The organism is Limnobacter sp. (genome assembly GCF_046297615.1).
Lineage (GTDB): Bacteria > Pseudomonadota > Gammaproteobacteria > Burkholderiales > Burkholderiaceae_B > Limnobacter.
The window spans coordinates 177,668-198,152 of the sequence record NZ_JBKBHM010000001.1; the positions used below are offsets into that span (position 1 = coordinate 177,668).

The 20,485-nt window shown below is 58.8% G+C and carries 18 protein-coding genes; 5 read left to right on the forward strand and 13 right to left on the reverse strand.

The window, feature by feature from the left end; all coding sequences use genetic code 11:
- Nucleotides 1-5: 5 nt before the first annotated feature.
- Nucleotides 6-944, forward strand: coding sequence for a hypothetical protein (locus ACK4FF_RS00870; protein WP_409703542.1), 939 nt, complete (start codon nt 6-8; stop codon nt 942-944).
- Here the strand turns inward: ACK4FF_RS00870 and ACK4FF_RS00875 are convergent.
- The 7 genes from ACK4FF_RS00875 to ACK4FF_RS00905 are packed head-to-tail and all read right to left on the reverse strand — an operon-like array spanning nt 935 to nt 9,183.
- Nucleotides 935-2,842 carry an ATP-binding cassette domain-containing protein gene (locus ACK4FF_RS00875; RefSeq protein ID WP_409703545.1) on the reverse strand — a complete coding sequence of 636 codons (1,908 nt, stop codon included), beginning with the start codon at nt 2,840-2,842 and terminating at the stop codon, nt 935-937. The two genes, ACK4FF_RS00870 and ACK4FF_RS00875, sit on opposite strands and share 10 nt — an antisense overlap.
- A 3-nt stretch (nt 2,843-2,845) precedes the next feature.
- Nucleotides 2,846-3,697, reverse strand: a complete 852-nt coding sequence (locus ACK4FF_RS00880; protein ID WP_409703548.1) for an NUDIX hydrolase — start codon at nt 3,695-3,697, stop codon at nt 2,846-2,848.
- The gene (rodA, locus tag ACK4FF_RS00885; protein ID WP_409703551.1) at nt 3,697-4,815 is read right to left on the reverse strand and encodes a rod shape-determining protein RodA; all 1,119 of its coding nucleotides are present in this window, start codon (nt 4,813-4,815) and stop codon (nt 3,697-3,699) included. Before rodA ends, ACK4FF_RS00880 begins: the two co-directional genes overlap by 1 nt.
- The gene (gene mrdA, locus ACK4FF_RS00890) at nt 4,808-6,736 is read right to left on the reverse strand and encodes a penicillin-binding protein 2 (protein ID WP_409703554.1); all 1,929 of its coding nucleotides are present in this window, start codon (nt 6,734-6,736) and stop codon (nt 4,808-4,810) included. The genes rodA and mrdA overlap by 8 nt, the downstream gene beginning before the upstream one ends.
- Nucleotides 6,733-7,257: a rod shape-determining protein MreD gene (mreD, locus tag ACK4FF_RS00895; protein WP_409703557.1), complete on the reverse strand. Its 525-nt coding sequence runs from the start codon at nt 7,255-7,257 to the stop codon at nt 6,733-6,735. The genes mrdA and mreD overlap by 4 nt, the downstream gene beginning before the upstream one ends.
- Nucleotides 7,247-8,089, reverse strand: a complete 843-nt coding sequence (gene mreC, locus ACK4FF_RS00900) for a rod shape-determining protein MreC (RefSeq protein WP_409703560.1) — start codon at nt 8,087-8,089, stop codon at nt 7,247-7,249. The genes mreD and mreC overlap by 11 nt, the downstream gene beginning before the upstream one ends.
- A gap of 50 nt (nt 8,090-8,139) precedes the next feature.
- Nucleotides 8,140-9,183: a rod shape-determining protein gene (locus tag ACK4FF_RS00905; RefSeq protein WP_409703563.1), complete on the reverse strand. Its 1,044-nt coding sequence runs from the start codon at nt 9,181-9,183 to the stop codon at nt 8,140-8,142.
- Between the two features lie 224 nt (nt 9,184-9,407).
- Between ACK4FF_RS00905 and gatC the strand changes: the two genes are divergently transcribed.
- The 3 genes from gatC (at nt 9,408) to gatB (ending at nt 12,771) form a co-directional block, all read left to right on the forward strand.
- Nucleotides 9,408-9,707 (forward strand): Asp-tRNA(Asn)/Glu-tRNA(Gln) amidotransferase subunit GatC, encoded by a 300-nt coding sequence (gene gatC, locus ACK4FF_RS00910; RefSeq protein ID WP_409703566.1) that lies wholly within the window; start codon nt 9,408-9,410, stop codon nt 9,705-9,707.
- A 124-nt stretch (nt 9,708-9,831) separates the two neighbouring features.
- Entirely contained in the window at nt 9,832-11,319 is a 1,488-nt protein-coding gene (gatA, locus tag ACK4FF_RS00915; RefSeq protein WP_409703569.1) for an Asp-tRNA(Asn)/Glu-tRNA(Gln) amidotransferase subunit GatA, read from the forward strand.
- Nucleotides 11,320-11,331: 12 nt separating this feature from the next.
- Nucleotides 11,332-12,771, forward strand: a complete 1,440-nt coding sequence (gene gatB / locus ACK4FF_RS00920; protein WP_409703572.1) for an Asp-tRNA(Asn)/Glu-tRNA(Gln) amidotransferase subunit GatB — start codon at nt 11,332-11,334, stop codon at nt 12,769-12,771.
- Nucleotides 12,772-12,817: 46 nt separating this feature from the next.
- Here gatB and ACK4FF_RS00925 read toward each other — a convergent pair whose 3' ends face one another.
- On the reverse strand, nt 12,818-13,600 hold the full coding sequence (locus ACK4FF_RS00925; protein ID WP_409703575.1) for an exodeoxyribonuclease III: 783 nt from the start codon (nt 13,598-13,600) through the stop codon (nt 12,818-12,820).
- 34 nt (nt 13,601-13,634) lie between these two features.
- Here ACK4FF_RS00925 and pyrE point away from each other — a divergent pair, with 34 nt between their 5' ends.
- Complete coding sequence (gene pyrE, locus ACK4FF_RS00930; protein WP_409703579.1) at nt 13,635-14,321, forward strand: orotate phosphoribosyltransferase; 687 nt, start codon at nt 13,635-13,637, stop codon at nt 14,319-14,321.
- Between the two features lie 114 nt (nt 14,322-14,435).
- Here the strand turns inward: pyrE and pstS are convergent, their stop codons facing one another.
- From pstS to ACK4FF_RS00955, 5 genes are all read right to left on the reverse strand, one after another.
- Complete coding sequence (gene pstS / locus ACK4FF_RS00935) at nt 14,436-15,476, reverse strand: phosphate ABC transporter substrate-binding protein PstS (protein WP_409703582.1); 1,041 nt, start codon at nt 15,474-15,476, stop codon at nt 14,436-14,438.
- Between the two features lie 134 nt (nt 15,477-15,610).
- Nucleotides 15,611-16,387: a phosphate ABC transporter ATP-binding protein PstB gene (gene pstB, locus ACK4FF_RS00940; RefSeq protein WP_409703585.1), complete on the reverse strand. Its 777-nt coding sequence runs from the start codon at nt 16,385-16,387 to the stop codon at nt 15,611-15,613.
- 18 nt (nt 16,388-16,405) lie between these two features.
- Nucleotides 16,406-17,305, reverse strand: a complete 900-nt coding sequence (pstA, locus tag ACK4FF_RS00945; protein ID WP_409704817.1) for a phosphate ABC transporter permease PstA — start codon at nt 17,303-17,305, stop codon at nt 16,406-16,408.
- Nucleotides 17,306-17,334: 29 nt separating this feature from the next.
- A complete protein-coding gene (gene pstC, locus ACK4FF_RS00950; RefSeq protein ID WP_409703588.1) occupies nt 17,335-18,288 on the reverse strand; it encodes a phosphate ABC transporter permease PstC in 954 nt (317 codons plus the stop codon).
- A gap of 117 nt (nt 18,289-18,405) precedes the next feature.
- Nucleotides 18,406-20,397 (reverse strand): peptidase U32 family protein, encoded by a 1,992-nt coding sequence (locus ACK4FF_RS00955; protein ID WP_409703591.1) that lies wholly within the window; start codon nt 20,395-20,397, stop codon nt 18,406-18,408.
- Nucleotides 20,398-20,485 lie beyond the last annotated feature (88 nt).

The window sequence follows — 20,485 nt, forward strand, 5'->3', positions numbered from 1 at the left end:
AACGGATGCGGATTCAACCTTGGCTGGGCAGGCTGCTTATCCTGAGCGCAGTGTGTGCGTTGTCAGGCGGGCTGCAGGCCCAACAAGCCACAGCCCCAACGCCCACCGCCCCTGCCAAGGCCGATGAGCAGCCCCTGGCCTTGATCATGGCCAGCAAAGGCCCCGCCATGGTGACCAACCTGAAACGGGAGCGTTACCCGGCTTTGCCCTTGCAGCGCCTGTTCAAAGGCCACCAAATCGACCTGAACGCCGGTGCCCGCGTGGCCATTGCCCTGCCCGGGGCAGGTCAGCAACGGGTCTACACGGGCCCAGCCCGTTTGTGGGTTGGCGCAGGTGCCATCTCTGTTCGCCCGGGGCCAGCGCCTAAAGTGAAAGCCCTGAGCGATGATCAGCTTGACCTGCTGCAACAATGGTTGACCGAGTACCCACGGCGCGGGAACAAAGCCGACCTGAAACCCACGGGCAATCTGGAAGTGCTTGAACCCCGGCAAGAGGCCTTGCTGCTCAGTCGCTCTCCGGAATTTCAGTTCAGGGGCGAATTGCCCCGCGAGGGTTCATTGCTGTTGTTTGACGGGCAAGGCAAACGGTTCTGGGTGCAGCAACTGGACAAGGACTGGATTCACTTCCCCAGCAGCGTCGGTTTCGACTGGGGCCAAAACTTCACCTGGGAAGTGCGCAAAGCCACGGGGGGAAGGGTGTTGTCGGGCAGCTTCCGAATCGCCAGCGAGCACACGGCCCGCACCTTGTTGGCCGCCCGCGTACCCCAAAACGAGGACAGCCCCTTGGAAGACCTGGCGTTCTACGCCATGCGCCTTCAACTGGCCAGGGCCTATGATGAAGCAGACAGCATATGGACTTACCTGGGCATTGCCGTGGACCGAAACGGGCGCCCAGCCCGCATTCCGCCCGAACAACTCAGCCGCCTGTCCAAGGCTCAGGGCTGAGCCTTTTCTTCCAACTCAGTCCAGCGCGCATAGGCCTGTTCAAGTTCAGCCTCAAGAGCAGCCAGCTTCTGTTGAGTGGCGTTCATTTGGGCTGCGGGTTGTTGGTAAAACCCGGGGTCGCTGATGGCAGCCACCAAGGCAGCCTGCTCGGTTTCCAACTGTTCAATGCGGGCGGGCAAGGCCTCCAGTTCACGCTGTTCTTTGTAGCCCAGCTTTTTCGGTTTGGCTGGGCTCACGGATTGGGCCTGGGCCGCACTGGGCGTTGGCGCTGCGCTGGCTTGGGCAGCCTGGCCGACAGCAAGCCATGGGTCAACAGTGCGGGTGCGCAACCAATCCTCATAGCCGCCGACATAATCGCCCACTTGGCCCTGCCCCTCAAACACCCAACAGCGCGTGGCGATGCGGTCTACAAACTCACGGTCGTGGCTCACCACAACCAACGTGCCTTCATAAGCCACCAAACGCTCTTCAAGCAGCTCAAGGGTTTCAATGTCCAGGTCGTTGGTGGGTTCGTCCAGCACCATCAGGTTCGACGGCGTGGCGAACAGTTGGGCCAAGAGCAAACGGGCCCGCTCGCCGCCAGACAGACTTCGCACTGGCTGACGCGCACGGTCAGGGGTGAAGAGGAAATCCTGCAAATAGCCCATCACATGGCGGGGCTGACCGTTCAGGGTAATGAACTCCTTCCCGGCACCGATGATGTCCACTGCCGTGTCCTGCTCGTTGAACTGGTTGCGCAACTGGTCAAAATAGGCCACTTCCAGTTTGGTGCCCAATTTCACCAAGCCTTGGTCGGCCTTCAAATCGCCCAGAATGGCGCGCAGGGCCGTGGTTTTGCCCACGCCATTGGGGCCCAGCACCGCAATTTTTTCACCACGGAGAATCACGTTGCTGAACTGGCGCAGCAAGGTGAGGCCGCCCAGTTGCACCGTCAAGTCGGTGATTTCAGCCACCACTTTGCCGCTGCGTTCAGCCTCCTGTACTTGCACCTTGGCCGTGCCCACCACCTGCCTGCGTTCGGCAAACTGGCGGCGCATGTCGATCAGGGCACGCACCCGGCCTTCATTGCGGGTACGGCGGGCTTCAATGCCACGGCGTATCCACACTTCTTCCTCGGCCAGCTTCTTGTCGAACAGGGCATTGTTCTTTTCCTCGGCCGCCAAAAACTCCGCTTTGCCTTTGAGAAAGCCCTCGTAACCACCCGACCAGCTTTTCAATTGACCGCGGTCCAGGTCGCACACCCGGGTGGCCAATTTACGCATGAAGGCCCGGTCGTGGCTGACAAAAATAACGGCACCCCGAAACTGGCGAATCTGCTCTTCCAGCAATTCAATGCTGGGAATGTCCAAGTGGTTGGTGGGCTCATCCAGCATCAACACATCCGGGTTGCTGACCAAGGCGCGGGCCAGCATCACCTTGCGCTTCATCCCGCCGGACAGGCTGCCAAAAGACACCCGGCCATCCAGCTTCATGCGCGACAGCGCCTGGTCCACTTCGCTGGACAAATGCCAGCCATGGGCAGCCTCCAGCGCATGGTGCGCGCGGTCCAGGCTTTGCTGGTCCTGTGCAGACAACTGCCCTTCGGCGCTCAGCCGTTGGACTGTGCACACCGCCTCGCCCAGCTCACCCAGGCCCAAGGCCACAATGTCGTACACCAAGGCGTCCTGTGCGTGGGGCACCGCCTGTTCCAGACAACTGACGGTCAGGCCATCACGGCGAATCACCTGGCCTTCCTCGGCCTGCCACTCGCCACTCAGAATGCGGAACAGGGTACTTTTGCCTGCACCATTTCGCCCAACCAGGGCCACGCGTTCCCGCTCTTCCAGCGAAAACTCCACCCCGTCCAGCAACACGGTGGCACCAATGCGGTAACGCACCCCTTTCAAACCCAACAACATGTTTTAGAACTCCGACAAAGCCAGCGCCGTACACAGGGCCGCGTCTGGTGTGAACTGACCCGCATTCAAGGCCTGAATACAGGCTTGGCGTGTCATGCAATGAAAACCACGAACTTCGCCATCCCGGTTGGCTGGCAGGCACCCGTCACGCAACACCGCGCGGTAAAGGTGCACCCACTCACGGTGCCAGCCCCCCCGCAACATGGGTCGGTTCATCAAGAGGCAGCCCTGCCCGGTGCGCAAAGGGGCCAGGGCTTGCAACTGCTCCGGGGCAAGACCAGCCTCTTCCGACAGTTCACGCCACACGGCCGATTCCGGGGTTTCACCACTGGCCACTGCGCCAGCCGTCAGGTTGTCCAGCATGCCGGGGTTTTCCGATTTGGTCCATGCGCGCACCCCCACCCACACCAAGCCAGCGGCATCTTCTACATGAATGTGCACCGCACGGCTGCACAGGCCAAACGGTTTGAACAAGCCCCGCTCGGCATGGGCCAGCACTTGTCCGTCATGGTTAATCACCGGCAAGGTTTCATTGCGCCAGCCGGGGACCAAGCCTTCCTCCTTCAGAAGCTGGCCCAAACGGGCCCACGCTGCGGTGTCCTCGTCGATTGCGTTGGGGTGCCAATGCCACAGGCCTTGCTCCTGAGTAAAGTGCAAGCCAGCCCGGGTGGCGGCCCCCATCAACATTGGCAGTTGGGCCCGCCTGCAGTACCCAGCGGTTCGCCCGTGGGCAAACCAGGCCTCAAATTCCGGCGCGGGGTTGCTGTGCTCATCACGCCAACGCGCAGCCCAAGGCGCAAGGGCGGGCAACACCGAGGCAGACACCCAGGCCCGGCTGGCCACTCCTTGAGGCATCAGGTTTGCACCAGCTTTTTGTTGTTCTGGATGCTCATCAGTATCCCAACCCCCATGCCCAGCGTCACCATGGCAGTGCCGCCATAACTCATGAGTGGCAAGGGTACGCCCACCACCGGCAAAATGCCGCTCACCATGCCCACGTTGACAAAGGCGTAAACAAAGAAAATCATGGCAATGGCCCCGGCCAGCAACCGGGTAAAGACTGTTGGCGCATTGGCCGCAATCACCAGGCCGCGCACAATCAGGCAGATGTACAGCAGCAACAGCACCATGGCACCCAGCAAACCAAATTCTTCGGCCAGCACGGCGAAAATGAAGTCGGTGGTGCGCTCGGGAATGAACTGCAAATGGGTTTGTGTGCCCTGCAAAAAGCCTTTGCCGGTGAAGCCTCCAGACCCGATGGCCACGGTGGACTGAATGATGTGAAAGCCCTTGCCCAAGGGGTCTTGGGTGGGGTCAATCAGCGTCATCACCCGCTGGCGCTGGTATTCATGCATCAGGGTCCAGAACACCGGCAAGGCTGCCAGGAATGAGGCAAACAAGCCCGCCAGCACTTTCCACGAAAGGCCCGCGAAAAAAATCACAAAAAACCCGGAACCGAACACCAACAACGCGGTGCCCAAATCAGGCTGATGAAGAATCAGAATGCCGGGAATGGCCAGCAAAATTGCGGCCACCATAAACTCTTTCCAACCCAGCGCATTTTCACGTTGCTGAAAAAACCAGGCCAGCAACAGCGGCATGGCGATCTTCATGATTTCTGAAGGCTGAATCCGGATAAAGCCCAAATTCAACCAACGTTGGGCCCCTTTGGAAATGTCACCAAACAGCTCAACAGCCACCAACAACAACACCCCGACCAGGTAAAGCGGCGGGGCTATGCGCATCATGAACTGGGGCTTGAGGTTGGCAATCAGCCACATCACCATGAAAGCAATGAAAAAATTGCGCAAATGGTCGGCCATACGGCCTTCGAAGTCGTATGCGGCACTGAACTGCACCACCAGTGCAAACAACATGATGCACAGCAGGGTGAAGCCCAGCGCCGGGTCAAACACGGCCACATAAGGTCTGATTTTGGGCCACAGGGGTTGACGGTTGATCGACCTACTCATACAACTCCTCCTTGGCCGCATTCTGGGCGTCCGCCGCTTTGTTGGCCTGGGTCGCACCCGCCTTGGTGATCGGCACACCCTCAATAGTCCAGAACTGGTCCAGCACCTGTTTGACGACCGGGGCTGCGGACTGGCTGCCGAAACCCGCGTTCTCAACAATTGCCGCAAGCGCTATGCGGGGTTTGTCCATCGGCGAAAAGGCGATGAACCAGCCATGGTCGCGGAAGCGCTCATCGTGCGCCCGGTCTTTGTAGGACTCGCCTTTTTTCAAACCAAAGGTTTGCGCTGTTCCGGTTTTACCCGCCACCTCATAGGCCGTGTTTCTGAAGACCGCCTGTGCCGTACCGGCCAACACCGCACCGCGCATGCCGTTTTTGACGGCAGCCAAATGGTCGGGGTTCAACTGAAGGTCACGGGCAATCTCGGAAGGGCGTTCTTGCACCTGCCCAGTGGCCGGGTCTTGAAAGGCCCTCACCAAACGGGGCTTGGCGTCAATTCCGCCGCTGGACAACACCGCCGTGGCATGCGCCAACTGCAAGGGCGTGTACGCGTTGTAACCCTGGCCAATCGCCACGGAAATGGTTTCGCCGTTGTACCAGCGGCGCATCTCGGGACGCTTGAAGGTTTTGTTCTTCCACTCGCGGGACGGCAGCACACCAATGCGCTCACCATCCAGGTCAATGCCACTGGGCTGGCCAAAACCAAACAGGGCCATGAACTCCGAAATCACGTCAATGCCCATCTCGCTCCCCAACACGTAGTAGTACGTGTTGCAGGATTCAGCGATGGAGCGGTACATGTCCACCCCCCCGTGGCCACCCACCTTGTCGTCCATGAACCGGCGGCCACCGTAATCGAAGAAGCCCGGGTCGCGCAGCACCCAACCCGGGGTTCTGAACCCCTTGGTCAACGCCGCCATGGACATGAAGGGCTTGAAAGTGGACCCCGGGGGGTAGGTTCCGGCCAAGGGGCGGTTCAGCAATGGGCGGTCCTGGCTTTCGTTCAGGGCCTTCCAGTTCTCAGGGTCAATGCCTTCAACAAACAGGTTGGGGTCGAAACTGGGGGCACTGACAAAGGCCAACACATCCCCGGTGCTGGGGTCTATGGCCACCAAAGCCCCCCGGCGGCCTGCCAGCGCTTTTTCTGCGGCTTCCTGCAAGCGAATGTCAATCGACAGCATCAGGTTTTTGCCCGGCTTGGCTGGCGAGCGTGACAACACCCGAACAGCCCGCCCACCAGCCGAGGTTTCCACCTCCTCAAAACCGGTGATGCCGTGCAAATCAGCCTCATAGCGCTTCTCAAGGCCATCCTTGCCGATGTACACCGTGCCTCGGTAATTGTCTTCCATGCCCAGGTTCTCAATGCGTTCCTGGTCTTTCTGCGAAATGCGGCCAATGTAGCCCAGCAGGTGGGCAGCCTGCGAACCATGCGGGTATTGGCGGAACAGGCGCGCCCGTATTTCCACCCCTGGGAAGCGATAGCTTTGCACCGCAAAGCGGGCCACTTCTTCGTCAGTCAACCGGGTGCGGATGGGAATGGACTCGAACCGCTTGGTTTCAGCCTTGAGTTTTTTGAATCGCTTTTTGTCCAGTGCCGAAATGTCCACCACCTGCGACAAGTCGTCGAGCAGCTTGTTCAAGTCAGTGGTTTTGGACGGGGTAATTTCCAGCGTGTAGGCCGAATAATTGTTGGCCATCACCACGCCATTGCGGTCAAGAATAAGCCCCCGGTTGGGCACCACGGGCACAATGCTGATGCGGTTTTCCTCAGCAATGCTGCGGTACTTCTCGTAACTGATGATTTGCAGCCACAGCAACCGGGCCAGCAGCACCGCAAACAGCACCACCACGAACACGCCCGCAAACAGCAGGCGGAACCTGAACTGGCGCAGGGCTTGTTCGGGATGGGTGAACTCGGTCATATCGGACGGTCTTCATCCCGATTCATGGGAATCTTTTGAGGGGCCAACAACAGGAACTGCGCCACGGGCCACAGCGCTGCAGTGAACAGGCTTTCCAGAAAAATCCAGAACCCGGGGAATGGATCACCAAAGGCCACCCTGATCAACACAGTGACCGCCTGGGCCGCCAGAAACAGCGGGAAAATATGCGCAGCCTGCATCACCGGCGTGAACCACATCACCCGCCGGTGAATGGTGATCGCGAAATAAGACAGCAGGGTGTAGGCCAAGGCATGCTCACCAAACACGCTGGAGGCATGCACGTCCACAATGGCACCAAACACCCACGCGGTGCCGATGCCAATGCGCCGGGGCTGGTGAATGTTCCAATACACCAGCACCAAGGCCATGAAGTCGGGCAGCACCACATCCCGGTCCACGGGCAGGAATTTCAGCATCATGGCCACCGCCAGGGAAAGGGCGATGAACCACGGGTTGACCGGGCGCAAAATAGCGGGTGTGCCCACTGAGTTAAGGGCCATCTTTCACCTCCGTGTCCAGCACCAGCATGAAGCGGTTTCGGTCCACACCGGCCAGCGGCTGGCATTGAATGGAGGCAAATGCCCCGTTGCGGTCGACAGTCTGCACACGGGCCACCGGAATGCCTCTGGGGTACACCCCATCCAGGCCCGAGGTCACCAACACATCGTTGGGCTCTACATCGGAATTGGGCGCCACAAACCGCAGCTCAAGGGCCCCGCTTTCATTGCCACCAAAGGCCACGCTGCGCAAGCCGTTGCGCAGGTTCTCGACGGGAACGATCTGGTCTTTGTCGGTGATGAGCGACACTTCAGACCGGCTTGGGAACACACGGGTTACCTGGCCCACAAGCCCCAACTCATCGATCACAGGCATGCCTTCCTTGACGCCCTGAATCAAGCCCTTGTTCAACACCACTTTCTTGGTGAACGGGTCGCGGGTGTCGCTGATGACTTCAACCAGCACCGAGGCCTGCACCTGCACCACCTGCGTCACGGTCATCAGCTTGCGCAGCTTCTCGTTTTCAGCGCGCAGGGTTTCCAGTTCATGGAGTTTTTGACGGCTGAGCAGGCGGTCTTTGCGCAAGGCCTCGTTTTCAGCCTGCACAGAGGCCAGGGTGGTGATGTAATCGGATGCGCCGACCAGCAAATCGCGAGGCACCGCGGCCAGCCGCTGCAGGGGGTAGAGTGCCGTGCCAATGGCTTTGCGCACCACCTCCATGCCACTGTAGCGCACATCCACAAACAGCAACACCACGGAGAGAAAGACGAACGCAAGCAGCCTGGCCCGTGCGGACGGGCCTTGCTTGAACAGTGGCGGCGGCGAATACTCCATACGACCCCTTCAGGCCCAGGCCAAACAGCAGATGACCCGGCGGGTGTTGCTTACTCGCTGGTGAAAATGGTGCCCAGCTTGTCCATGCGCTCAAGCGCCAGGCCACAGCCACGCACCACACAGGTCAAGGGGTCCTCGGCCACATGCACGGGCAGGCCGGTTTCTTCCATCAACAGGCGGTCCAAGTCACGCAGCAGGGCGCCACCACCAGTCAACATCATGCCGCGCTCGGCAATGTCGGCACCCAGTTCGGGCGGGGTTTGTTCCAAAGCGGATTTCACGGCCGACACAATCGCATTCAGCGGCTCGGTCAGGGCTTCCAGAATTTCATTGGACGAAATGGTGAAGCGGCGGGGAATGCCCTCGGACAGGTTGCGACCAGTCACTTCCATGTCCTTGACTTCTGAACCGGGGAATGCGGAACCAATCTGCTTCTTGATGGCTTCTGCAGTGGGTTCACCAATCATCATGCCGTAATTGCGGCGGATGTAGCTGATGATGGCTTCATCAAACTTGTCGCCGCCCACACGCACACTGCCGGCATACACCATGCCGCCCAGGGAAATGATGCCCACCTCGGTGGTGCCACCGCCAATGTCCACCACCATCGAGCCAGACGCTTCGGACACGGGCAGACCTGCGCCAATGGCAGCCGCCATGGGTTCTTCAATCAGGTAGACCTGAGAGGCACCAGCACCCAGCGCGCTTTCGCGGATGGCGCGGCGCTCCACCTGGGTAGACCCACAAGGCACACAAATGATGATGCGGGGGCTGGGGGAAAACAGACGGCTTTCATGAACCATCTTGATGAACTGCTTGAGCATTTGCTCAGTCACGGTGAAGTCGGCAATCACGCCGTCCTTCATGGGGCGAATGGCCTCAATGTTGCCTGGCACCTTGCCCAGCATTTGCTTGGCTTCAAGACCGACCGCAGTGATGGTCTTCTTGCCGTTGGGGCCACCTTCCTGGCGAATCGCCACCACGGAGGGTTCGTCCAGAACGATGCCCTTGGTGCGTGCGTAGATCAGGGTGTTGGCCGTGCCCAAGTCGATGGCCAAGTCATTAGAAAAATAGCTGCGCAGAAAGCCAAACATGATGCGAATAACCTGTACTGTGTGATTGATGGGCCTGCCAAGCCTGTGCAAACCCAAAGATGTCCCGAGACGCCGTTTATTATCAGTGCTTCACTTCATCACTGGCGTAATCCATGATGATACTCTATAAAATATGGTTTTATGACCGATTTTCTGGTTTCACCGGGCGGGTTTAGCACCCTTTAGAGAGGATGCTCAGGCCTGAGCCCACACGGAGATTTTGCATGTCCCTCCAATCCGGCCAAATCAACAAAATTGCGGCGCTTTCACGGCTCAAACTGGCCGCCGATCAAGCCCCGGCGCTGGAGCAACAACTGAACAACATCATGGCCCTGGCCGACCGTTTGGCCGCCGAGGACACCACCGGTGTTGAACCCCTGTCACACCCGCTGGCCATCATTGCACCGGTGGCACTGCGCCTTCGAGAAGATGCTGTGACAGAAACCGACCGTCGCCAGGCCAATATGGCCAATGCGCCAGCCGCTCAAGATGGCTTGTTTCTGGTGCCACGGGTGATTGAGTAAATCACTGGCCCTTCAGGCCAGCCTCAAAAGCGGCCTCAAGGGCGACTTAACGAACGCGTGTCATGGGCGCTGTGTTGACACACAGCCTCCGGGCAGACCCACCAACACCGAACTGGTGAACCCCATGTCAGTCCAATACCAAGGAATCCGCGCACTGCGCACATTGCTGGACAGCCGCAAGGCCAGCGCCACTGAACTGGCGCAAGAGTCCCTCCAACTGGCCCGCGCCAGCGCCTCACTGAATGCCTTCACCGACATTCGGGACGAACTCACGCTGGCCCAGGCCAAGGCCGCAGACGCCCGACTTGCCAGTGGCGAACAGTCGGCTTTGTTGGGCATTCCCATGGCCCACAAAGACATTTTCGTCACCCAAGGCTGGGCCAGCACCGCAGGCTCCAACATGCTCAAAGGCTACCTCAGCCCCTTTGACGCCGAAGTGGTCGACCGCCTGAACAAAGCCGGCATGGTCAATGTGGGCAAGGTCAACTGCGATGAGTTTGCCATGGGGTCCTCCAACGAAAAAAGTGCATTTGGGCCCTGCCACAACCCTTGGGACACCCAGGCCGTGCCCGGCGGCTCCTCCGGAGGCTCAGCGGTGGCCGTTGCCAGCGGCGTGGTTCCCATGGCCACAGGCACCGACACGGGCGGGTCGATTCGCCAACCCGCGTCCCTGTGCGGCATCACCGGCATCAAGCCCACTTATGGGTCTTGCAGCCGCTACGGCATGATTGCCTACGCCTCCAGCCTGGATCAAGCCGGCCCCATGGCCCGCACCGCCGAGGATTGCGCCTTGGTGCTCAACGCCATGGTAGGCTTTGACACCAAGGACAGCACCAGCGTGGAACGCCCCCGCGCCGGTCAGGAAGATTTCACCGGCCTGCTGGGCCAGCCTCTGAAAAACGGCGATGCCACACAGCCACTGAAAGGCCTGCGTGTGGGCCTGCCTGCCGAGTTCTTCTGCGATGGCCTGTCAGCCGATGTGCGCGCCCCGATTGACGCAGCCCTTCGCCAACTGGAACAACTCGGCGCCACGCTGGTGAACATCAGCCTGCCCCGCACTGAACTGTCCATTCCCGCGTACTACGTGATCGCCCCGGCCGAGGCCAGCTCCAACCTGTCCCGCTTCGACGGCGTGCGTTACGGCCACCGGGCCAGCGATTACACCGACCTGAAATCCATGTACGAAAACTCGCGCAGCGAAGGGTTCGGCCTTGAAGTTCAGCGTCGAATCATGATCGGTGCCTACGTGCTGTCACACGGCTATTACGACGCCTATTACCTTCAGGCCCAGAAGGTGCGCCGCCTGATTGCGCAGGACTTCCAGTCAGCCTTTACCCAGTGCGACGTGATTGCCGGGCCTGTCAGCCCCACCGTGGCCTGGAACATTGGCGCTTTGAATGCCGATCCAATACAAATGTACCTGGCCGACATCTACACGCTGGGCGCCAGCCTGGCGGGCCTGCCCGGCATGAGCGTGCCCGTGGGCTTTGGCCAGGGCAACCGCCCAGTGGGCATGCAACTGATCGGCAACTATTTCCAGGAAGGTGAATTGCTCGCCGTGGCTGACCACTATCAGCGCCACAGTGACTGGCACCTTCGCACCCCGGCTTGAAGGAGTCCTGACATGCAATGGGAACTCGTGGTGGGCATTGAAACCCACGCCCAATTGATGACCAAATCGAAGATCTTCTCCGGTGCCAGCACGGCCTTCGGGGCGGAACCCAACATACAGGCCTGCCCTGTGGACCTGGCGTTGCCCGGCGTGCTGCCCGTGATGAACCGGCAGGCCGTGGCCTTGGCCATTCGCTTTGGCTTGGCCGTCGGTGCCAAGGTGGCGGAACACTCGGTATTTGCCCGGAAAAACTATTTTTACCCCGACCTGCCCAAGGGCTACCAGATCAGCCAGTTTGAAATTCCGGTGGTTCAAGGCGGTTCGCTGAGCTTTGTGGTCGGCGACCAAACCAAAACCGTGCGCTTGACCCGCGCCCACCTTGAAGAAGACGCGGGCAAAAGCCTGCACGAGGACTTCGCAGGCCAGTCGGGCATCGACCTGAACAGGGCGGGCACACCGCTGCTGGAAATCGTGACCGAGCCCGACATCCGCAGCGCCGACGAGGCCGTGGCCTACGCCAAAACCCTGCACTCGCTGGTGACCTGGCTGGGCATCTGCGACGGCAACATGCAAGAAGGCAGCTTCCGCTGCGACGCCAACGTGTCCGTTCGCCCCAAAGGCCAGAAAGAATTCGGTACCCGCTGCGAAATCAAGAACCTGAACAGCTTCAAGTTCCTGCATGCAGCCATTCTTTATGAGGCGCAGCGCCAGATCGAACTCATCGAAGACGGGGGCACCGTGGTGCAGGAAACCCGCCTGTATGACCCGGACAAAAACGAAACCCGTTCCATGCGCAGCAAGGAAGACTCGCAGGACTACCGCTATTTCCCTGACCCCGACCTGCCACCGCTGACCATCAGCACGCAATGGATTGAGCAAGTCAAAGCCGACATGCCTGAGTTGCCGGGTCAAAAACAGCAACGGTATCAAGACGAACTGGGCCTGTCCGCCTACGATGCAGCCACCATCACCGCCACCCGCGCGATGACGGACTACTTCGAAGCGGTGCTGGCCAGCAGCAGCAAAGACAGCGCCAAAACAGTCGCCAACTGGCTGCTGGGCGAGTTTTCGGCCAGCTTGAACAGGGCCGACCTCACCCCCGAACAAGCCCCCATCGCCCCTGCACTGCTGGCCAGGCTGGTGGCGCGCATCGCCGACGGCACCCTGAACAACAAAACCGCCAAGGTGGTGTTTTCAGCCCTGTGGGAAGGTGAGTTCAGCGACGTGGACTCCTGCATCAAAGGCAAAGGCCTGGAGCAGATTTCCGACACCGGCGCGGTTGAAAAAATTGTCGATGACGTGCTGGCCGCCCACCCCGGCCCAGTGGCCGAGTACAAAGCAGGCAAGGAAGCCAGCTTCAACTTCTTGGTGGGGCAGGTGATGCGCGCCGCCAAGGGCAAAGCCAACCCAGCCCAAGTGAATGAGTTGCTGAAACGCAAACTGACCACGTGACAGAGGTCTGCGGCCCAGCCCCGCGAACAGCCGGGCTGGACATCAGTTACAAATCGTGGGCGTAATCCACAATCAAGGGCGCGTGGTCAGAAAACTTTTCGCCCTTGTACACCGATGCGGCCTGCACCGTGGGGTGCAGGGCTGCACTGGCCATCTGGTAATCAATACGCCACCCCACGTTTTTGGCATAGGCTTGGCCCCGGTTACTCCACCAGGTGTAACAACCCTCGGTTTCCGCGGGGTACAGGGCGCGGTAGGTGTCCACCCAGCCACGCTGTTCAATCACGGCATCAATCCACGCCCGCTCCTCGGGCAGAAAGCCTGAGTTTTTCAGGTTGCCTTTCCAGTTCTTCAGGTCAATTTCCCGGTGGGCGATGTTCCAATCCCCACACAGCACCACGGGCTTTTTGGCCGCTTCGAAACGGTCAAGCACCCCATTGAAATGGTCCAAAAAACGAAACTTGGCCTGCTGGCGCTCATCGCCACTGCTGCCCGAGGGGAAGTAGATGGAGGCCACAATCATGTGCTCGAATTCTGCGGTCACCATGCGGCCTTCGGCATCGAACTCGGCATTGTCCAGCCCGTAATCCACTCGCAACGGGGCCACGCGGCTGTAGATACCCACACCGCTGTACCCCTTCTTCTCGGCTGGCATGAAAAAGCCGGTGTAGGCGCCAGGTGTTTTGTGCTCGTCCGACAGGTCTGCGTGCTGGGCTTTGATCTCCTGAACACACACCACATCCGCGCCAGACTGGACCATCCAGTTGAAAAATCCTTTTGTGTGCGCTGATCGGATTCCATTCAGATTTGCTGAGATAATGCGGGTCATTGTGCAGTGCTTCTAAAAAATTAAGAGGTTAGTCGTGACCGATTCCGCCCACACGCTTTCGGACCAGTTTCTTCAATTTGCCGTTGAAAAACAGGTACTTCGCTTTGGCGAATTCAAAACCAAAGCCGGTCGCATGTCGCCGTACTTTTTCAATGCGGGGCTGTTCAACACCGGCGCGTCATTGCAGCGCCTCAGTGAATTCTACGCAAAAACATTGCTGGAACAGACCGCTGCCCGAGGCGTGCAGTTTGACATGATTTTCGGCCCTGCCTACAAAGGCATCCCCTTGGTGGCCGGCACCAGCATGGAACTGTCCCGCCTGGGGCGCGAAGTGCCTTTTGCCTACAACAGGAAAGAAGCCAAAGACCACGGTGAAGGGGGCGTGCTGGTGGGCGCCCCACTGGAAGGCAAAGTGGTCATCATTGATGACGTGATCTCCGCAGGCACATCGGTGCGGGAATCAGTCGACATCATTCGCCGCAGCGGCGCTGAACCTGCTGCCGTGCTGATTGCGCTGGACCGTATGGAAAAAGGCGTTCGTGACGGGCAAGACACCGAACACTCCGCCGTGCAGGAAGTTGAGCAGCATTACGGCATTCCTGTCATTGCGATTGCCAACCTGCAGGACCTCTTGCGTTACCTGCTGACCCAATCGGCCAATGTGCGGCTGGCGGGGTGGCATGAGAAGGTGAAAGAGTACCGCAGCCGGTATGGGGTTTGAAGCAAGGTTGTTGATGAATTGGCCAGCCTAGCCTAGTCACCCAAACAAAAACCCCGACACTCGGTCGGGGTTTTTTCATTTCGCCTGCGGCTCGCACCGCTGGAGAGTCGAGTCTTACTTCACTGCGATGGCTTTGCCGTCGGCAGTTTTTACGTTCTTCCAGGAAGACAGGATCATCTTCACAGTGGCGTCTGGCAGGGGCACGTAGTCCAGTTCCACAGCCAGCTTGTCGCCTTTGGCGTAGGCCCAGTTGAAGAAGCTCAGTACATCAGCGGCTTTCACTGCGTCAGCCTGTTGCTTGTGCACCAGGATGAAGGTGGCACCGGTGATGGGCCATGCGTTTTTGCCAGGCTGGTTGGTCAGAATTTCGTAGAATTCGTTTTTCCAGTCGGCGCCAGCAGCAGCGGCCTTGAAGGTTTCATCGTCGGGGCTGACAAACACGCCGTCTTTATTTTGCACTTGTGCAAAAGTCAGTTTGTTCTGCTTGGCGTAGGCGTATTCCACGTAACCAATCGAACCGGGCAGGCGCTGTACAAAGGCGGACACGCCTTCGTTGCCCTTGCCACCCAAGCCCACAGGCCACTTCACTGCGGTGCCTTCACCCACTGTGCTCTTCCAGTCGGCGCTGACTTTGCTCAGGTAGTTGGTGAAAATGAAGGTGGTGCCGGAACCGTCAGCACGGCGGATCACACCGATGTCCTGGTTAGGCAGTGTCAAGCCGGGGTTCAGTGCCACGATGGCGGCATCGTTCCACTTGGTGATCTTGCCCAGGTAGATGTTGGCGATCAGTTCACCTGTCAGCTTCATCTGACCGGGGTTGATGCCGGGCAGGTTCACCACAGGCACCACACCGCCAATCACGGTGGGGAACTGAACCAGGCCCTTGGCGGCCAGGTCTTCAGGCTTCAAGGGGGCATCAGAAGCGCCGAAGTCCACGGTTTTGGCTTCGATCTGCTTGATACCACCGGAAGAACCGATGGACTGGTAGTTCACCTTGTTACCGGTTTCTTTGTTGTATTGGTCGGCCCATTTCGAATAGATGGGTGCGGGGAAAGACGCACCTGCACCGGTGATTTCAGCGGCGTTTGCAACGCTCACGCCCAGGCTCAGGGCGGTGGTGGCCAGCATGGCGGCCAGAGTTTTTACATTCAACATAGTTACCTCTCTTTAGAAGATGGCTTGATGATGCAGGATGAATATTGCAGGTTTGTGACAAAAACATAACCTGTACAAAACAAAAAAGCCACGGCATTCCCGTGGCTTTCTGAACACATCACAACGCCTTGGGCTTAACCAAAACGGCCGGTGATGTAGTTTTCCGTTTCCTGCTTCTTGGGCTTCAGGAAAATCTGGTCGGTCACGCCAAACTCCACCAGCTCACCCAGGTACATGTAGGCGGTGTAGTCCGACACACGGGCTGCCTGCTGCATGTTGTGAGTCACGATGACCACGGTGTAGTCCTCTTTCAACTCGGTGATCAGCTCTTCAATGCTGGCCGTGGAAATCGGGTCCAGCGCAGAACAAGGCTCGTCCAACAGCAGCACTTCCGGCTTGATGGCAATACCCCGCGCAATGCACAAGCGCTGTTGCTGCCCGCCCGACAGGCCGTTGCCGCTCTGGTGCAGTTTGTCTTTCACTTCTTTCCACAACGCAGCCTTGGTCAAAGCCCACTCCACGCGTTCGTCCATTTCCCCTTTGGAGAGCTTCTCGAACAGGCGCACACCAAAAGCAATGTTCTCGTAAATGCTCATGGGGAAGGGCGTGGGCTTTTGAAACACCATGCCGATCTTGGAGCGAATCAGCGCGATGTCTTTCTTGGTGGTCAAAAGGTTCTCACCATCCAGCAGAATTTCGCCTTCGGCACGCTGCTCGGGGTACAGGGCGTACATCTTGTTGAAGATGCGCAGCAGGGTGGACTTGCCACAGCCCGATGGGCCGATGAATGCAGTCACCTTCTTTTCGGGAATCTTCATGTTCACGTTTTTCAACGCATGAAAATTGCCGTAGTAGAAGTTCAGGTTGTTCACTTCGAGCTTGATGCGCTCAAGGGTCGTGTCGGTGATCATGAGGGTCAACCTAGAAAATTATTTCGAGTTCTTCAGGATGGAACGGGCAATCACATTCAGGCCCAACACACCCAGCGTAATCAGGAACACCCCGGCCCAGGCCAATTGCTGCCATTCCACGAATGGGCTGAGGGCGAAGTTGAAAATGGTCACCGGCAAGCTGGCCATGGGCTTGCTCATGTCGGTGCTCCAGAACTGGTTGGACAACGACGTGAACAGCAACGGCGCGGTTTCACCGGCAATGCGGGCCACTGACAGCAGCACACCCGTCAAAATGCCGGCGTAGGACGAACGCACAGTGATGGACAACACCATTTTCCACTTCGGTGTACCCAAGGCATACGCGGCTTCACGCAAGGCAGCGGGCACCAGCTTAAGCATGTTTTCTGTGGTTCGGATCACGATAGGAATCTGCAGCAGGGCCAAGGCCACCACACCCGCCCACGCGGAGAAATGCCCCATGCGGGACACCAAAATCGCGTACACAAACAAACCAATCACAATGGATGGGGCCGACAACAGAATGTCGTTGATGAAACGCACCACAGACGACAAAGGGTCGTCCTTGCGGCTTTCAGCCAAGTGAATACCGGCCAAAATGCCCAGCGGCGTACCAATCACCGTGGCAAAACCCACCATCAGCAAAGTGCCCACAATGGCGTTGGCCAAACCGCCGTCGGCGGCGCCAGGGGGCGGCGTCATTGCCGTGAACAGTTGCAGGGACAAACCACCCACACCCAAGGTGACGGTGGTGTACAAAATCCAGATCAGCCAGAACAGGCCAAACGCCATCGCCACCATGGACAGCCCAAGGGCAAACAGGTTGACCAAGCGGCGTTTGTTTTGCATGCGGGCCTTGTCGGCCTCGCGCTTGCTCATCTTCACTTGGGCCGAGGATTGCAGGTCTGTTTTTTTCATGAGTTGATCCGCAGTGGAAGACATGAGCATCACCGCCCGTTACCCGACAGGCGGGCCAGCAGAACTTTCGACGCCACCAACACCAGGAAGGTGATCAGGAACAGTATCAAGCCCAGCTCCATCAGTGCTGACGTGTGCAGGCCAGGCGCGGCCTCCGCAAATTCATTGGCCAGTGCCGAGGTAATGCTGTTGCCTGGCGAGAACAGGGACACATCGTTCAGGAAGTTGGTGTTGCCAATCACAAAGGTGACCGCCATGGTCTCCCCCAGCGCACGGCCCAAGCCCAGCATGATGCCGCCGATCACGCCCACCTTGGTGTGGGGCAGAATGATTTTCCAGATCACTTCCCAAGTGGTGCAGCCCATGCCGTAGCCGGCTTCCTTGAGCATCACCGGGGTCACTTCAAACACATCGCGCATCACCGCCGAAATGTAGGGAATGATCATGATGGCGAGGATCACACCCGCACACAGCAAGCCGATGCCAATGGGCGGGCCGGCAAACAGCGCGCCAATCACGGGCACCTTGCCCAAGGTGGCCCCCAAGGGCGCCTGAATGTACTTGGCAAAAATGGGAGCGAAAACCAGCAAGCCCCACATGCCGTACACAATGGAGGGCACGGCCGCCAACAACTCAATGGCGGTGCCCAAAGGGCGACGCAACCAGGGCGGTGCCAGCTCGGTCAGAAACAAGGCAATACCGAAACTGACGGGCACTGCAATGATCAAGGCGATCAGGGACGTGACCAAAGTGCCGTAAATGGGTACCAGTGCGCCGTAACGGTCGTTGGGAGGGTCCCAGTCCGCAGTGGTCAAAAAGCTCAGGCCAAACGTCTGGATGGTCGGCCAGGACGCGATGAACAGCGACACGATGATGCCGCCAAGCAAAAACAGCGTCAGTGCGGCAGAACCGGTGGTCAGAACACCAAAAATGGTGTCCCCACGCTTGCTCGGCGGTCGAAAGGTTGACGTGGTGTTGGACATGGTGTTGGCCGTTTCTGAAGGTGAATTCTGTCGCAGGTTGCCAAGAATACCCCGGATTTGTGACAGAAACATGACACAAAAAAGAAGGAAATGTAAACAGCCTGCAAATCCAAGGGCTTAGCGCGGGTCCTGCTTGTAAAACGTGATGGGCACCACTGACGGAGGCGGGCTATTGAAAATGTCTTTGCGGATCTTGCCCATGACGTGCATTTCACAGGGTTTGCAGTCAAATTGCAGGGTGTATTTTTGGTCCCCGTTGATCAGCGTCATGGGCTCGGCCTTGACCTGCCCCTGCACACCCTTCACCCCCTTCGCCTGCTTGGGGCACAGGTTGAAGGAAAAACGCAGGCAATGCTTGGTGATCATCACGGGCACTTCGCCGGCTTCTTCGTGGGCCTCGTAAGCCGCAGCAATCATCTCCACCCCATGGGCACGGTAAAACTCACGGGCCTTGTCGTTGTACACATTGGCCAGAAAGCTCAGCGATTTTTCCGGGTATTGCACCAAAGGTTGAACCGGTGCTTTGCGGGCGGGGCGCACCCAAGCCTGCAAGCGTGCGGCCTCCAGTTGGGCAATCGCATCCCGGCGCAGGGCATTGATGACCGAAGTGGGCACAAACCAGGCCTCAGACAGGTTCATGTTCAGGCCCAAGGCGCTAAAACAGGTGTTGCCCAATTTGCCCAGTTGCCCGCGCAGCGTGTCCAGTGCCCGCTCGGGCTGGCTGGCCACTTCCAGCGCCTGCAGGTGGGTTACACAGGCGCTCACCCCGTCTTCATCCATCAGGTTCAGAGTCAGCCCATCCACCAGCCCCTGCTCGTTCTTGTGGTCTTCCAAGGTCAACCAGAGGCCGATACGGCGCTCAGCACTGTCTTTGGCCAAGGCCATGTCCCAGGCGTGGTCGCGGTTGCGGTGCACGGGCAGGCCGGGCTTCAGGCCCGTGTAGGTGGCCACCGGGTCCTTGGGGCTGATGCGATACACCGTTGCCCCTTGATCACCCTTGGGGTTGGGCAGTGCGTCTGCCCGGTTCACATGCAGGCCCACCACCTCGCGTTTGCGCATGAAGTTCAGGCCGTCGCCGTTGTTCAGCACCTCGGTGGACTCAATATCCACATGCCGCTCGCCCACCGCCACCACATGGCCTATGGGCAAACCGATGAATTTCGGGGAGTCGAAAGCACCAATGTCGATTTGGCGGCCATTGGCGAAGTAGTCGGTGGCCCCCCGGTGGAAGTTGCGGTCCGGGTCGGGGCGGAAGTAATGCCGAGTCTGTCCGCTGGAAGCACGGGTGAACTCGCCGCGCTCTTCCATGATTTCATCCAACAAAATGCGGTAGTGGGCGGTGATGTTCTTGACGTACGCCATGTCCTTGTAGCGCCCCTCGATTTTGAAGGAGCGCACACCCGCGTCGATCAGGTGTTCCAGGTTGCCACTCTGGTTGTTGTCTTTCATCGACAGCAAATGCTTGTCGAAGGCCACCACAGCGCCGGTTGAATCCTTCAGGGTGTAGGGCAGGCGGCAGGCCTGTGAACAATCGCCCCGGTTGGCACTGCGGCCCGTCTCGGCGTGACTGATGTAGCACTGCCCGGAGAACGCCACGCACAAAGCGCCATGAATGAAGTATTCCAGTGTGGCGGAATCACCAATGGCTTGATGCACCTGAGCAATGTCACGCGCGGTCATCTCACGGGCCAGCACAATCTGGGAAAAGCCGCTGTCGGCCAGAAATTTCGCCTTGTCCACGGTGCGGATGTCACATTGGGTGCTGGCGTGCAACTGAATGGGCGGCAGGTCCATCTGCAGCAAACCCATGTCCTGAATGATCAGCGCATCCACCCCAGCGTCATAGAGTTGCCAGATCAAGGTACGGGCTTCGTCCAGTTCCGCATCGTGAAGAATGGTGTTCAGGGTCACGAAAATCCGCGCATGGTACCCGTGGGCAAAGCTGACCAATCGTGCAATGTCCTGCACCGAATTGCTGGCGTTGTGGCGCGCCCCAAAGGTTGGCCCACCCAAATACACCGCATCAGCGCCGTGCAGGATGGCCTGGCGGCCGATTTCTACGTCGCGGGCGGGGGAGAGCAACTCCAGTTGGTGGGGCAATAAACTCATTGATTTACCGGGATTTTCTGCAAAGGGTGAACATTATTTCAAAAGTCCGGTCAGAGTGAAAGAAAAACCTGTGGGGGCGTCATTCCAC

Coding starts and splice junctions, on each gene's coding strand:
- ACK4FF_RS00905 (WP_409703563.1), bottom strand. CDS start 9,183: ATGTTTGGCTTTCTGCGCAGCTATTTTTCTAATGACTTGGCCATCGAC.
- mreC (WP_409703560.1), bottom strand. CDS start 8,089: ATGGAGTATTCGCCGCCGCCACTGTTCAAGCAAGGCCCGTCCGCACGG.
- pstS (WP_409703582.1), bottom strand. CDS start 15,476: ATGTTGAATGTAAAAACTCTGGCCGCCATGCTGGCCACCACCGCCCTG.
- ACK4FF_RS00875 (WP_409703545.1), bottom strand. CDS start 2,842: ATGTTGTTGGGTTTGAAAGGGGTGCGTTACCGCATTGGTGCCACCGTG.
- gatC (WP_409703566.1), top strand. CDS start 9,408: ATGTCCCTCCAATCCGGCCAAATCAACAAAATTGCGGCGCTTTCACGG.
- gatA (WP_409703569.1), top strand. CDS start 9,832: ATGTCAGTCCAATACCAAGGAATCCGCGCACTGCGCACATTGCTGGAC.
- pstA (WP_409704817.1), bottom strand. CDS start 17,305: ATGAAAAAAACAGACCTGCAATCCTCGGCCCAAGTGAAGATGAGCAAG.
- mreD (WP_409703557.1), bottom strand. CDS start 7,257: ATGGCCCTTAACTCAGTGGGCACACCCGCTATTTTGCGCCCGGTCAAC.
- ACK4FF_RS00925 (WP_409703575.1), bottom strand. CDS start 13,600: ATGACCCGCATTATCTCAGCAAATCTGAATGGAATCCGATCAGCGCAC.
- ACK4FF_RS00880 (WP_409703548.1), bottom strand. CDS start 3,697: ATGCCTCAAGGAGTGGCCAGCCGGGCCTGGGTGTCTGCCTCGGTGTTG.
- ACK4FF_RS00870 (WP_409703542.1), top strand. CDS start 6: ATGCGGATTCAACCTTGGCTGGGCAGGCTGCTTATCCTGAGCGCAGTG.
- mrdA (WP_409703554.1), bottom strand. CDS start 6,736: ATGACCGAGTTCACCCATCCCGAACAAGCCCTGCGCCAGTTCAGGTTC.
- pstC (WP_409703588.1), bottom strand. CDS start 18,288: ATGTCCAACACCACGTCAACCTTTCGACCGCCGAGCAAGCGTGGGGAC.
- rodA (WP_409703551.1), bottom strand. CDS start 4,815: ATGAGTAGGTCGATCAACCGTCAACCCCTGTGGCCCAAAATCAGACCT.
- gatB (WP_409703572.1), top strand. CDS start 11,332: ATGCAATGGGAACTCGTGGTGGGCATTGAAACCCACGCCCAATTGATG.
- ACK4FF_RS00955 (WP_409703591.1), bottom strand. CDS start 20,397: ATGAGTTTATTGCCCCACCAACTGGAGTTGCTCTCCCCCGCCCGCGAC.
- pstB (WP_409703585.1), bottom strand. CDS start 16,387: ATGATCACCGACACGACCCTTGAGCGCATCAAGCTCGAAGTGAACAAC.